General features: G+C 42.6%; 8 protein-coding genes. 7 read left to right on the top strand and 1 reads right to left on the bottom strand.

Features of this window, described 5'->3' with window-relative positions; all coding sequences use genetic code 11:
* The first annotated feature begins 11 nt into the window (after nucleotides 1-11).
* Genes X939_RS0113985 through X939_RS0114005 form a run of 5 tightly spaced genes read left to right on the top strand, consistent with a single transcriptional unit; the run spans nucleotide 12 to nucleotide 9,210 of the window.
* Nucleotides 12-3,572, top strand: a complete 3,561-nt coding sequence (locus X939_RS0113985; RefSeq protein WP_025763907.1) for an acetate and sugar kinases/Hsc70/actin family protein — start codon at nucleotides 12-14, stop codon at nucleotides 3,570-3,572.
* A 1-nt stretch (nucleotide 3,573) separates the two neighbouring features.
* Nucleotides 3,574-4,788 (top strand): hypothetical protein, encoded by a 1,215-nt coding sequence (locus X939_RS0113990; protein ID WP_025763908.1) that lies wholly within the window; start codon nucleotides 3,574-3,576, stop codon nucleotides 4,786-4,788.
* A 20-nt stretch (nucleotides 4,789-4,808) separates the two neighbouring features.
* Nucleotides 4,809-6,509, top strand: a complete 1,701-nt coding sequence (locus X939_RS0113995) for a hypothetical protein (protein ID WP_025763909.1) — start codon at nucleotides 4,809-4,811, stop codon at nucleotides 6,507-6,509.
* 2 nt (nucleotides 6,510-6,511) lie between these two features.
* Entirely contained in the window at nucleotides 6,512-7,147 is a 636-nt protein-coding gene (locus X939_RS0114000; RefSeq protein WP_025763910.1) for a hypothetical protein, read from the top strand.
* Entirely contained in the window at nucleotides 7,138-9,210 is a 2,073-nt protein-coding gene (locus tag X939_RS0114005) for a hypothetical protein (protein WP_025763911.1), read from the top strand. The genes X939_RS0114000 and X939_RS0114005 overlap by 10 nt, the downstream gene beginning before the upstream one ends.
* A gap of 67 nt (nucleotides 9,211-9,277) precedes the next feature.
* Here the strand turns inward: X939_RS0114005 and X939_RS0114010 are convergent, their stop codons facing one another.
* Nucleotides 9,278-10,570, bottom strand: a complete 1,293-nt coding sequence (locus tag X939_RS0114010; protein ID WP_025763912.1) for a Gfo/Idh/MocA family protein — start codon at nucleotides 10,568-10,570, stop codon at nucleotides 9,278-9,280.
* A 185-nt stretch (nucleotides 10,571-10,755) separates the two neighbouring features.
* On the opposite strand from X939_RS0114010, the gene X939_RS0114015 reads away from it, so the two are divergent.
* Nucleotides 10,756-11,712: a sugar phosphate isomerase/epimerase family protein gene (locus X939_RS0114015; RefSeq protein ID WP_025763914.1), complete on the top strand. Its 957-nt coding sequence runs from the start codon at nucleotides 10,756-10,758 to the stop codon at nucleotides 11,710-11,712.
* A gap of 472 nt (nucleotides 11,713-12,184) precedes the next feature.
* Nucleotides 12,185-13,864 carry a Na/Pi cotransporter family protein gene (locus X939_RS22440; protein ID WP_025763915.1) on the top strand — a complete coding sequence of 560 codons (1,680 nt, stop codon included), beginning with the start codon at nucleotides 12,185-12,187 and terminating at the stop codon, nucleotides 13,862-13,864.
* The last annotated feature ends 7 nt before the right edge of the window (nucleotides 13,865-13,871 follow it).

Raw genomic sequence — 13,871 nt, forward strand, 5'->3', positions numbered from 1 at the left:
TTGTATAACCTATGTCTTCATACATTTTTAGAAAATATCCGGGGTACAACCCCAACCAAATAGAAGGATGGACCGAGAGTACGGGGATCGATCCTACCAACTTTAATCCTGAAAACATCGCCTTTGGCAGGGGCTCTTCAAAGGCGGGAACCTCCATACCCTCCCCCCTCGCCCGTTTAGAACTGTTTGATACCGCTTTCCAGATTCTGGGATCGGATCGAGGTAACCTTGATGGAAATACCATTTACCACCAATTGGTTTCAGACAGTTTAGATGTATTTCAGCTGTTATTTAATTCCAAACAGGCCGACATTGGCTCCCAAAGCAAGATCTGGTTTAAAGAATGGCGCGCCCAGGAAAATATCGAACGGCTCAATCAAAAAGGACGCAATCACCCACATAATTTGCTGGCTCGCTCTCTGGAACAAGTATTTCAGGAGCCAGGTGGAGGCCGGTTCACGGATACGGATAGCCTGTTCCTTATTTTCTATGAAAACAGATTACTTGGCGGCACCTCGCCTCTGACCTTCTTTTTCACCACACCCAACTGGTCGCGTCATATCAAAAATAATGAGATCAGGAATATTCCTCAAAGTACCGACGGACGCTTATTCTTTAGCCAAGAGTATCGGCCCCTTCACCAAAGAGATACTGAGTTTGTTGCGTATCTATATAAATTATCCCTGCATTTTAAAGACGCATTTTCGAAAGCAGAAGGCTTTAGAAAATACCTGCACAAAACGGTAGCACAGCATTTTCCAGACTTTAAACATCAATTTGCCAAATACCATGCCGGAGAACACTCCATTGATGATGACTACACTAAGCTGATTACCAATGTAGAAAGGAAATTACTGACCGTCAACGGCCTGTTTTTTTACCAACAAAAAGAAGAAAAAGAAAAGGAAAAGATCCGCTCAGTGAGCGATTTTATAATCCGCGCTACCCAGACAAAATACCAGACCCAGTATAACCAGCAAAGGGAACCTCAGGAGGTAGAAGCTCCCTTGGTACTGGTTGAGGGAATGAACATACCAGGTGATTATATGGAAAAAAATATTGCCTGGAATTCTTCTACTAAAATTAAGAATTTCTTTTACCAAGGAATTCCACTGTTCGAAAGAAAGCTCCCCATAGGCAATTCCTTAACGACCGTCACTTATCCCTTTATAACCACTTCTGACTTCCTCGAAGATAATCTGGCCGAAATGCCCTTTTATCTGAATAAGGCCAAGTTTTTCACCGGATTCAAAGGCGACTTCAAATATCTTTTGCCCATAAAAAAGGAGTATTTCAATTTCTTTAGCCTTTCCGATCTGAAGAGAAATCTGGAGATAGAATTGCAGGATGGGCAGGTAACGGTAAGGCTCAAAGTTCCCATTATTAATAAAAAGGGAGTATCTGAAATTGTTTTTACTAAAAAGTATGAAAAGGGAAAATCCATAGTAGAGTACCGCACCGGACTCGGCATTTTCCCCTTCTACCAGATCAACGATAGTCAATCAGATTTAAGCGAACTGAATGATTACACCATTCTTTTAGCAGAACGGAATGATATGATGAAGTTTAAATCATTAGATTTCTATTCTTTCAAAAAACCAACAGCACTCCCTTCCAGCTTCGAAGTGCGGACCAAAGCGGGAAGTACAGATACGATTAACCTAAATGTCACCTCGCGATTTTTCAAGGTTGAAGAAGCCTTCGACTTTATGGAGCTATCCTATAAGGATCCTGCGGAGCTAGATACCTCCGGATTAATCATTCCGAATTTCGAAACGCTGTCTTTCAATAAGGATAATCTCTCTAAAGCCTTCACGTTCGCATTGGATTTTGGCACTTCCAATACACATATTGCATGGATGCAGAATAATGAGGCCGTGCCAAAACCTTTCAGTATCGATGAGGCAGACCAGCAAATGGTACTACTCAATGCACCGGTTCAAACAGAAAATGGTAGAAATCAATATGACAGCTATGGAGCCGCTGCATGGATGGATATTATTTTGCGAAGGGAATTTGTACCCGCAATGATCGGCCCAGGGCAACCGATAAGTTTTCCCTTCAAAACCGCGACCTGTGAGACAATTGCCTTTAACACGCCGAAAGAAAAACAATTGTTCAACCAAATCAACATAGGCTATTATATAGACCAGGAAGAGAACCAGGCCCATACTATAAAATATACGACCAATCTTAAGTGGTTACTAGAAAATAGTAATGACCATGCAAATATGTCTCGGGTTCAGCTTTTCCTTACCCAGCTTATGCATCAGATTAAGACTAAAACAATTCTTAATTATGGCAACCCCGATGAGCTGACCATAGTCTGGTCTATTCCTCTCAGCATGTCCCGAGGCATGAAAACGCAACTAAAAGGGATTTTAGGAAAAGCATTTGCCTCCGTTTTCAAAAATACAAAAGCGAAGCTTTCTGATCCTATCCCAGAGTCGGTAGCCCCTTATTTCTCTCTTACAAAGTCAGATACTGACATTCAGAATACCGCCAATGTCATCAACGTCGATATAGGAGGGGGTACCACCGATATCATGATGTTTATGGAATCTACCGGAAGCAGGGAGGATAAGTACCTCACTACCTCTTTCCGATTCGCAGGCACCGACCTTTGGGGGAATGGTCATGAAAACAGAATGAAGGATAATGGTTTTATACTCAACTACCAGCAGTATAAAAAGGCCAATAACCTTGACCCCATAGAGACCAGATATTACAATAAGGTAAAGGAAGATTCTAATCTGAGTGCGGACGATTTGATTAGTTTATTATTCCGTTATGAAGGCTTCAAGTTTCAGGACTCCATTACTGTAGGAAATCCGGAATTGTTGATCCTGCCCTACCTTCACTATAGTGCTATTATTTACCATCTGGTGCAATTAATAGAAATTAAAGATTACCCCCTTCCCCGATACCTTTCCTTTACAGGCAAGGGAAGCCAATATATTAAATTGTTGGGGGGCGGCGACGAGCAAGAGGTTCAAGATTTCACGAAGCTACTTATTAAAGCCTATACCAAAAAGTCTTTACTTCCAGGCTTTAAAATTCACCTGGATGAAAATCCTAAGGAAATCACTGCCAATGGCTCCATCCTTTATGCCAAGGCCAGAGATGATGAAAAGGCAAGATATAGTGGCCAAATGGCCTTTATTCACCCGGGGTTTGACCCAGAAAAGTATCCTGAACTTAAGAGCCAGTTATTGGATGATTCACATCAGTTTCATATCTCCGAAACCAAGCAGATAGACAGTCCACTTAATATTGCGGTGCTGGAGAATCTAAACGATTTTTTAGATAAAACCTTAGGTAACAAAGAAATCACGAAGTACCTCCAGGAGTTTAAGATCAATGGATCGAAGCAGGCATTGGATCTAATGAAATGGCAGCTCAACATTCATGAAGATGAAGGATTTATTTATGATAGTTACAAAAAGGTATTGGAAGACTTACACAGACAGGACGAAGAAAATGAAATCCCGGAGTCCTTATTCTTTTTCGCCCTGAAAGATGCCCTGTATCGGCTTTCCAAGCATATCGTCCTATCCAAATCATTTCAATAATATGAAAAAAATATTTTTTGTATCCTTACTGTTTTTGTCAAAGGTATCTACAATGGCCCAGACAGCGGGGGAAGAGCGTATCAAAAAAATCCGCTTTGAAATGGTGAAATCCAGCGTTGAATTCTTAGCCACCGATCGGACCACTTTTAAGGAAGTGAAAAAAGAAAAATGCTTAAACTGTACCAATAACACGCAGTTGGAAGCATTTATCGATGAAAATAAAATCATTGGTGCAAAGGAAAAGCTGGATGAATGGGAAGCATTATTACCAATTACTTCTAAAGATTCTTTGATGGAGTCCTCTTTGAAAGAGTTCAAAAAGAGGATTTTAGCATCGATCACCGGAGGGGCTCGCAGCTATCGGACCAAAGGAGAAGCCTATGAAACCTATACGGAGACCTTGGATTCCTTAATAGCCAGCCATCGAGGAGAGGAAGCTTCTATTGTGCCCGTGACGGGTTCTGCACAGGAAACGGCTACTGCACAAACCGAGCAGGCATACACCTCTGGGGTAACATCTAACACCTTGTCGAATCAAATGAATGCATCCTCAATATTTGCCTTCTTACCCGATATCACGACGGATACCGCCTATATTTTAATGTTCATATTACTCCTGGGCATTCTATTCTTATGGTGGCGGCTCCTCGTTAAAAGTAAGGAGCTAAAGCACTTGCACGATGAGCAGAACAGATTGCAGGTTAAAGAGCAGAAAGAAAGGTTTAATGTCGAAAAAAGCCAGAAAGATCTTCAGCAGGCTAATGAAAAACTCGCTGTTTCAGAAAAAGAAAGGGCTATACTCGAGGAAGACCTGAGAGCAGAAAGAGACCGAAACAGAAGGCTGGAGGAGCAGTCTTTGCCCATGGCAACAGCGGCAACCCCTCCTATCCCGAAGGCAATTAACACCGTCAGATATGCCCGCTATGCCGATTTGGGTGATGGCTTTTCAGCTCAGGAGCTTCTGGAAAAGGAAGATAGCGAAACAATATTTGTGCTAAACCTGATTGACGAAACGACTGCTATATTTAAGATATCTGAAAATGCTGAGGCGCAACAATATGCCCTTACCAACACTTCATATTTCCTGGGCAAAACGAGCCACTACGATCATTTCCCCTCGGGCCATAGTTCCATCCATACTGTGGAACCTGGAGAGTTAAAATTAAAGGATTCCAAATGGTTAATTATAAAGCCCGTCAAAATTAGCTTTAGTTAACTTTTGGAACTAATAGTAATATGAACGAAATGGACAGACTGAAGGCCAAATTGGCGGATTTAATGGTTATGAATCATGGCGACATCAATGTCATGGAACATCCTCAAATATTGGCTACTGCCCAAGATTTAGGGCTGGATCTGGGTAGGCTTAATCAGCTTATCCAGCAAATTTATGCCCAAATCGACTGGAAACCCTATCAGATAATCGATACTAAACTGGCTCTCATACTAAGGAAAGGAATCATTACGGAAGAACAGCTTAATGACATAATTGTAGCCGTGGATGGTCAGCTATCGCCCCGGGTTACGGAAGACTATGTTCTTTCAGAAATACAAAAAAACGGTTTTACACCCAGAGAAATTAACGATCCAAATCCACTGTCCATAAAAAACATGTGGATGACCGACGCAGTATGGCCCCGCTATCAGGAGAGTTTGGTGGAAGTAGAATGGTTAGGAGAAAAAGCGAGTAACCTGGGTCAGTTAGGAGCCATTTCATACCGAAAAAAAGAAGATGCCAAGTATTTTTTACGGAATGGCAACTATCTGCCAAGCCTGATCACCGCCTTGACCAAAAGTGCCTCCCAGGCCGATGCATATGCCCGAATCATAGAAGAAGAATTAGATTCGGAAAAAAGATATCTTCGAATCGTATATAAGCTCAATCCTGACCTACCCTTTCTATTTCAGGATAATGAATATCATGATGTGGGCCATCTTTTTGTTGCGGCCTCCAGTACGCCCTCTGGCTTTTATGCACTATGGGAGAGCTATAAGGAAGGGATGCTGCAGGTCTGGATTGAAGAAACCGATTCAGAAGTGGCGAAGCGGATTACGGAGCAAAGAAATTTAAACAGTTTCCTCCGACTCTTATATCAGACCGATCCGAATTTACCCTTTAGCCTGGGAGGCATATGCTTTTCTTCTCCCGCTGCGCTTTGTCAATATGCGAAGGAGAATTTTAACATTTGGCCCACTATAGCAGGAGCCATTCGAAAGAAAAATATTCAGGAGTGGTTTGAGGCATTAGGAAAGCAGGAATGGAACAATCATCTGGAATATAGTGAACAATTTATAACTGAATCGGGCTATTATTCTGAACAGCAAATCCCGCTGGGCCTGGTTCAAGCCTTATTCTACATAATTGACCCACAGTCAGAAAGACCAAAACTCACTGCCGAACCTGAAAAAGTAGCGCTTCATTCCATTAAAGGAGGGGTCTCCGTAGAGCAGACGATTCAGCTAAAACTACTGGACTCTGGATATATTCAGGCAAAAGCGATGTTACGACAAGCACCTGCCGGAATTCAGATTAGCCCGAGTAATCTGGAATTCAATAGTCTGGAAGATAAAACTCAGGAGTCGATTTCATTGGTAATTGACAGCACAGTTTTGCAAAAGGAACAGCTATACTCCATGGAAATCGTCGTCTCGACGGTCTATCAAGACCTTCTAATTCCTGTCGAAGTAAAGGTCGTATTTCCCAAAGAGGCTTACATTCAAAAGCTCGCTCTATATAGCATCTTAACAGCTGGCTATTTCGGGATATTTCGCTTCCTGTTGAGTGTGATTACAGGTACAAAGGACTGGTTGATTACGGGCCGTCCTTCAGGTATGGCCATCAGCGAGTCTCCACTTCTGTCCTTTTTTTTAATGGCTCTCTTTTTATTTGGGGGAATAATAGCCTATCAGCTTATCAAAAAATTTGAGAAAATTTGAATATGAAAGATGCAAAGTCTATATCGATACTTCTAGGTCTATTTGTGTTTATCGCATTTGTATTGAGCAACCTAGTTGGACGTGTAAGTGCCTACTTTTTTACCTCTATCGATTCATTTTTACTGATCTCAAACAGTATTCCTCCCATTATTATGTGGATGGTATTAGGGTTGTTACTGGGGCTGATCTTCGGCTCATTAGTGGCGATAAAAAAGTACAGGCTAGACTACAAATTACTGATATACCCTATAGCGGTCGTACTATTGCTGTTGGCCGTTATTTATGGCCTGTCCCGATTTACGAAAAAGCGAGGGGATAACTCAGACCTAAGTTCTAACTCGGCGAAAGCTGCTTCTTCGAAGAGAAAAAGTAAAATTAAAGGATTCGATGAAAACTTAACAAAAGGGATTGAAGCCGTAGAAAAGGAGGAATATAAGGATGCTGAGGACTTTTTCAAGCTGGCCAATGCCCTCGATTCAAAGGATAGTCGTTTGGATAGCCTGGCCAAGGTATACTTGCAGATTGGAGAGGAAAAATGCAAGCTTTACCGACACAGAAAAAACCTGAGGTATTTACCAGATTATTACTTCCGTTACGCTGCAGCCCTTCAAAACACCTCCCCTAAAATATGCAAATAAAATTATACCTCCTCCTTTTTATTTCTCTATCTACCGCCCAGGTCTGGGCTCAAGAAATGTTTCCAAAAAAGGAACTGTACCATGTATGGATTCTGGCAGGCGAAGACTTGGACAAGGGAAATTTTGATGAAGCCGCCATGCTGTATAGCACCCATTCAGAAATTCCCAGTTTTAAAATCAAATTACAACAGATAGCCTACCTAAAGAAGCTCCGGTCGGAAGCAGAAAGGTTACAGAAAAAAGGAAATTATGCCGAGGCTGTCGATAAGTACAAGGAATATCGGAAGCTCAAAGACATAGGTTCTATTGGAATTTTTGAAAAAAAGATTTCTGATTGCCTTACCCTAATCAACCAAAGAAAGCTTGGTGAACTTACGAGCCAACAACGTGTCATCACCGGCTTTGAATGGGCCCATCGCGGGCGTCAGAAGTTGAGCCAGATGGATACCATAGCCGCCAGAAAAGATTTTAATAATGCCCGTATACTTGGTGGTAGTAGAAATAACATCCTAAAAGAGCAATATCAGGAAGGCCTTAGGCAAGTAGAAGCCCTCACAAAATGGGGGAAGCTGAAAGCCGTCAGCGATATAGCCTCTGCGCCTTTAGAGGAGCAGCTGTCATTTTTGAGATCTTATCGCGAAATCCGGAATATTGATCTACCGTCGGTAGAATTAAAAATTAAGCAGTTGGAAGCCGAGTTAGAGGGAAATAATTCAATCAAAAAAATTGCTAAGCTATGCGACACCGATCTACTTTTGACTCATGTGCAAAATCATGCGGGAAGAATAGAAAATGCTCAAGAGCTAAGCAAAAAACTACAGCAATATAAAAGTACGGTTCAGAAAATAAATCAGTTGAAACTAAACACGGTTCATGCAGCTACCGTCGAAAGTGCCTATAGTAGTCTGTTAACCTGGATCGCAGATTTCCCTGAAGATATCCGTGATGATCTTACGGCCTGTATCTTGAAGGATCGGTTTCAAACCTTTGAAAACTATTCAGAGATGGCCCAGATCAATTCGGACAAGAAATCGGCTGAGAAATTTAAAAAATTAGCGCAACAATCAATTCCGAGCAATAGATTGGGCGAATCGGAGCGAGTTTGTGAGGGCCTGGCCGATTTCCATGCGGCCCTGCTGCTCATCAGAAGGGATTTACAGGATTGTCAGGCGGCCAACGCCCTATTAAAATGGTCTAAGGGAGAAGAATACCTGGAAAATTGTCCTCAAAAAGACGAAATCCTAGAAAAAAATAGAAGTTTAAAGGATTCGATTGATAGCCGGGTCGCAGATGAAAAGTTAATCAATGAATATTTTCAGGAAGCTTCCACCTTAATCGCCAGAGGAGCCTGTGCGAGTGCCATTGACATCTATATTAAAATGAAAGGCCTTCAGGCATGTAATCAGGATAAGATAGACGAAAAAATTACACAGGGCATGTTACAAGCCAATGGATGTAAGAAAAACGCATGGTGGAAAATAGAAATTACGGGCGGATTAGCTGGCAGCATGCCGAAATACAAATTAGACGGAAAAACGTTACAAATGGGAAATGGCCAAGAAACTAGCTTTGGTGCCCAAGTATCCTACATCGACCATCAAAACCCCGTGGACTTTACTCTGGGCTTAGCCTATTTTCACTGCCAATATTATGCTATGGGCAGTTTGGGGTCTGTTCTCGAAGATTATAGACTAAGCGGCCTAAACACAATTTTTGCTATTAAATTACACCTCCCAAATACCAACCCGAACAAGCTGCGCCCCTATGTTAAGTTGGGTACCGAGTTTATTATACCCACTGACTATGGATACGAGAGCTTTTCGACTTTCAAGAAAGTAGAGGGAACCAGTCAGATACAAAAAACAATATTATCTGTTACCGGAGCAGTGGGTATAGAAATCCAGAAAAAGAACTTCGGAGCATCCCTGGAAGGGTTCACGAATTTTATGATGGCCAATAGCATTTATAATTCGTCGATCGACCACATCATTACCGCTCCTCATCAGCCACTTGAAGCCACTGTGACCAAGCTGGGTGTTAGAGCGAGCCTAAGATTCTGGTAGGTAGAATGTAAGGCAGAAGTCCCTTCTCGAAAATCATTACGGAAGCGGACTTCTGACTATCCTTACTTTATACCTTCCACTCTTTCTTCATTTTACGTCCGAGAAGCTGGCTGGCTTCTTTGTCGTTGGCTATGGTCTCTTTAGAAGGATCCCATTTTAGCGAGCGTTGTAATTTGTATGCGATATTTCCTAAGTTACAGATACTGGCGGTTCGGTGGCCAGTTTCTACATCGCAAATAGGTGGCTTACGACTCTCCATAGCACTTAGGAAGTCCAGATAATGATTGGTACTTTCATAAACGCCGAAGGCACCAGATTCAATTACCTTGTCCTGCATGGTTTCGGGGGTAACTTTTAGTTTTCCCCGAGATACCCATACCGTACCATCTGAGCCAATAAATTGGCAGAAATTACCTCCTGCAGCAGGTTGGTGCACCATTTCGATTCCATTGGCATACTTATAAACTAAACCTTGCCCAGGCTGGCTATAAACGAGCTCTATAGGGCCACTGTTATCCATATCTAGTCCCCACTGGGCGATATCAAACATATGTGCGCCCCAATCGGTCATTCCTCCCCCACCAAATTCTTCATAATCCCTCCATTTGGGCCAGAATGCGGCATCCATAGGAGGTGCAACCTGGTGATTAAATGGTCTGTTCTCTATATTTGGCCCCATCCACAAATCCCAGTTTAGCGATTCGGGCTTAGACTCCGCAGCAAGATCCCATACTTTCGGAGGGCCACCCACGCTGACAACCACCTTCTGAACTTTTCCGATAACACCGCTACGAACCAGCTGGACTGCTTGGCGAAACTCCTTCGCTGATCGCTGCATGCTACCAGTCTGGAACACTCGCTTATATTTCCTGGTGGCATCTACCATCGCCCGCCCTTCGGCAACAGTAAGAGACAAGGGCTTTTCGCAATAGATATCTTTCCCTGCCTTAGCGGCCATAACCGCCATTGAGGCATGCCAATGATCGGGAGAGGCAATAACTACGGCATCAATATCCTTGCGGGCTAAAAGGTCTCTGAAATCATTATGACCGGTAGCAGTCTTATAATCACTTTTCTTGCCTTTTTGCTGATACCATTCGTGGGTAGCATCCAGAAAATGTTTCTGTTTTACACCATAAGGATCGGAGGCACCGACAATCTGGACTTTGCCAGTATCGAGAAACCGGGTTCTAAGCCCATTGCTCTGGCGACCACAGCCTATAAATCCTAAGGTATGCATATCGCTCGGAGCAGTAAAGCCCTTTCCTCCCAAGACATGTCGAGGTACAATACTAATGGCCGCTAAGGCAGCCCCATATTTAAGAAAATCTCTTCGCTTAAGGGTATCTTGTTCTTTCATAAGTCAATTAGATGGATATTCTGTATAAAAAAGCTGGAAGTATAATTTTCTACTGGTAGCATTTTATCAATAACCAGCATTATTCTAACCAGTATTTTCCGCAGACGGATACCTTATTGTGATTTACAACCGCCTTAAATTTTGTAAATGAGAATCCCGTTTGATTTAAAATTAAACCAGCATATATGAACTCAAAAACGAGCAGAAGGACCTTTGTTAAAAATATGGCCCTTACCGGAAGTATGCTTCCTTTCCTTTCAAAAGACCTTATGGCCCAGAACGGTCCGACGCTGGCCCCTATGCCGAGGATCAATATCTTTTCGAAACATCTTCAGTTTCTCAACTATCAGGATATGGCCCAGGTGGCCCGAGAGCTGGGCTTCGATGGGGTGGATCTGACCATTCGGCCTAAGGGCCATGTGGAGCCGGAACGTGTAGAAGATGACCTCCCTAAAGCAGTAGAAGCTATGAAAATGGCCGGAATGAAGCCGTCTATGTTCTGTACTGCGGTCGAAGATGCACGTAATCCGGTTGACAAAAAGCTATTAGAGACTGCGGCCAAATTAGGTTTTGAGTACTATAGAATGAATTGGTACCGGTACCAAGGTGAAAACAAGTCCATTCCACAATTCTTGGACGAATACCGGGATAAAATAGCCGGTTTAAGTCAACTGAATAAAAAACATAATCTCGTGGGCTGCTATCAGAATCATGCCGGACGCTGGTGTGGTGCAACCATGTTTGAGATTTGGGAGGTTCTTAAAAAAGCTGATCCCAAACATATGGGTGTGCAGTATGATCTGCGGCACGCTACGGTAGAAGGCGGCCTTTCATGGCAAACCGGGTTGGAGTTGATTAAGCCCCAGATCAAAACCATCGTGGTAAAAGATACCATCTGGGAAAAGAAAAATGGCAAAATGGTAGCTAATAACGTACCTCTGGGACAAGGTATGGCAGATTTTGACACTTATTTTAAAATCCTTAAAAAGGCCAACATTCAGGTGCCCATTAGCCTTCACCTGGAATATGACCTAGGCGGGGCCAACCACGGAGCCACTACCCTGAGTGTTGATAAACAGATTGTCTATGACGCGATGAAACGAGACCTTCTTAAAACGAAGGAACTTTGGGAGCGAGCCTAATGCTTGACAAAAGCATCTCTGATTGCCCAGAAAACATCGTCACGAAAGATCATATCGAAACAGAATCTGCAGGATTTTCCTCATAAGTCCCTTCCAGAGGAAAGTCCTGCAATGGTTTCCGAGGCATGCAGTCAAAATGACTTAGCCCGAGAAAAAACGTAATCATTTATAATACAATTGCCCCCTGCCCTTTCCGTCAGGATAGCGAGAATCTCATTGCAAGCCGTAGTTTCAGCCACCGCTCCTTATTCGAAGGGCTTAAAAAAAACGATGACCTCAGAATTTAATATTTAACTCGTATCCTTTGCATACTCAACTCCATCCCTCCCAATTCTGAAAAATTGGCGGGCCCGGGATAGGGGCATCTCAAAAAAATCTCCATATCTTTTAGAATGTAATGGTCCTACCTCATCATTTATCAGGATGAATATTTTGGTGCGACTATTTTTAGATACTGTTCACTAGCCTCCTTATGATGATTCTGATCGCTTTATTTATGAAGCTTGGTGCTGGCATAGGTCTTTTCCTGTTCGCCATGTACCTGCTGGAAGAATCCCTGACAAACTTATCAGGCCGTAAGTTCAAACTGTTCATTCAACGGACCACCAATAACAGATTGGCAGCGGTAGGTGCTGGAGCATTGGTAACAGCTATTCTACAAAGCAGTTCTATGGTGTCGCTGATCGTGTTAGCACTAGTGGGAGCAGGTGTATTTAGCATGCGAAATGCTTTGGCCATCATCCTGGGAGCCAATTTAGGTACAACGGTGAGCAGTTGGCTGGTAGCCACCTTAGGCTTTAAGGTCGATATTGAGGTCGCCTCCTACCCTATGGTATTTCTGGGGGGACTGCTATTGATAGTCTTTAAAAGTCGGGAAAATGTCAAAAACTTTGCCCTTTTTCTTCTCGGCTTCGGCCTGCTATTTATCGGACTATCGTTGATGAAGACTGCGATCGAAGACCAGGTAAACAATTTTGATTTCAATCAATATGCATCCATGTCTTCGGGCCTTTTTCTACTTATTGGTTTTGTCATTACGTCTTTGGTTCAATCCAGTTCGGTGACCATGGCACTCACCCTCAGTGCCCTTTATGCAGGCGCAATTCCTTTTCCTGCTGCGGCAGCATTGGTATTAGGCTCAGAAACGGGAACTACCATCAAAATTATTGCAGGGGCACTCGGAGGGAGTGCGTCAAAGAAACGAGTGGCGGTAGGTAATTTTCTTTTTAATGTAATCATTACCCTTTTGGCCTTTCTGTTTTTGCAACCTATTGTTACTCTTATTACCGAGATATTGAAAATTGAAGATCCGCTGATCGGGCTGGTCATCTTTTCTACGCTCCTTAATCTTGCCGGCATCATACTTTTTCTCCCATTTCTGGATCCCTATGCCAAATTTCTCGAACGCCTTTTCAAAAACTCCAACGGCGCCATTACAGCCTTTATAGGCAATGCAAATTTGAATGAACCAGAAACGGCACTATATCTACTTAAAAAAGATACGGCCTATTTCATTCATAATGCCATGCTTTTCAACCTCGAACTCTTTGATATCGACACCAAAAAACTTCAGCGTCAAGAGGAGTATTTCTCCCTCAATCAAAAGCGTAAATTTCTTTCTATGCCCCCAAAAGAAAAGTACATTTTCCTTAAGCAATTCCAGGGCGAGTTACAAACATTTTTCATTGCCTTACGATCCAAGGTAAATTCGGAACAAAACGCACAACTCACACAGGTAATCTCCTCCCTGAGAAGTAGCATGCACTCCATAAAAAGCATGAAAGATGTTTCCGATAATATTATTAATTTAAGTCAGTCTTCCAATAGCATTAAGTATAACTTTTTCAGCCATCATCAATCAGAAACCGTTGATTTGTATCGTAAGTTATCCGAAGTCATTACGGAAGCCCAGCCCGACGCACTGGCCATTCAAGGAATTTTGGCACAGATACAGGAAAATTATAGTCAGGCACTGAATAATTTTTACCAAGAAGCCCAAAATATTAAAATTGATGAACTCGACATTACCAGTGCCCTCAATTTTAACAGGGAACTATTTACCTCTAATAAGGCCATGCTGATGGCCGTTAAAGATTTTGTCTTGAGCGAACAGGAAGCTAGTGGACTCAATGAAATTATTTACAAAACCTAAGCACAAT

The organism is Dyadobacter tibetensis Y620-1 (assembly GCF_000566685.1).
GTDB lineage: Bacteria > Bacteroidota > Bacteroidia > Cytophagales > Spirosomataceae > Dyadobacter > Dyadobacter tibetensis.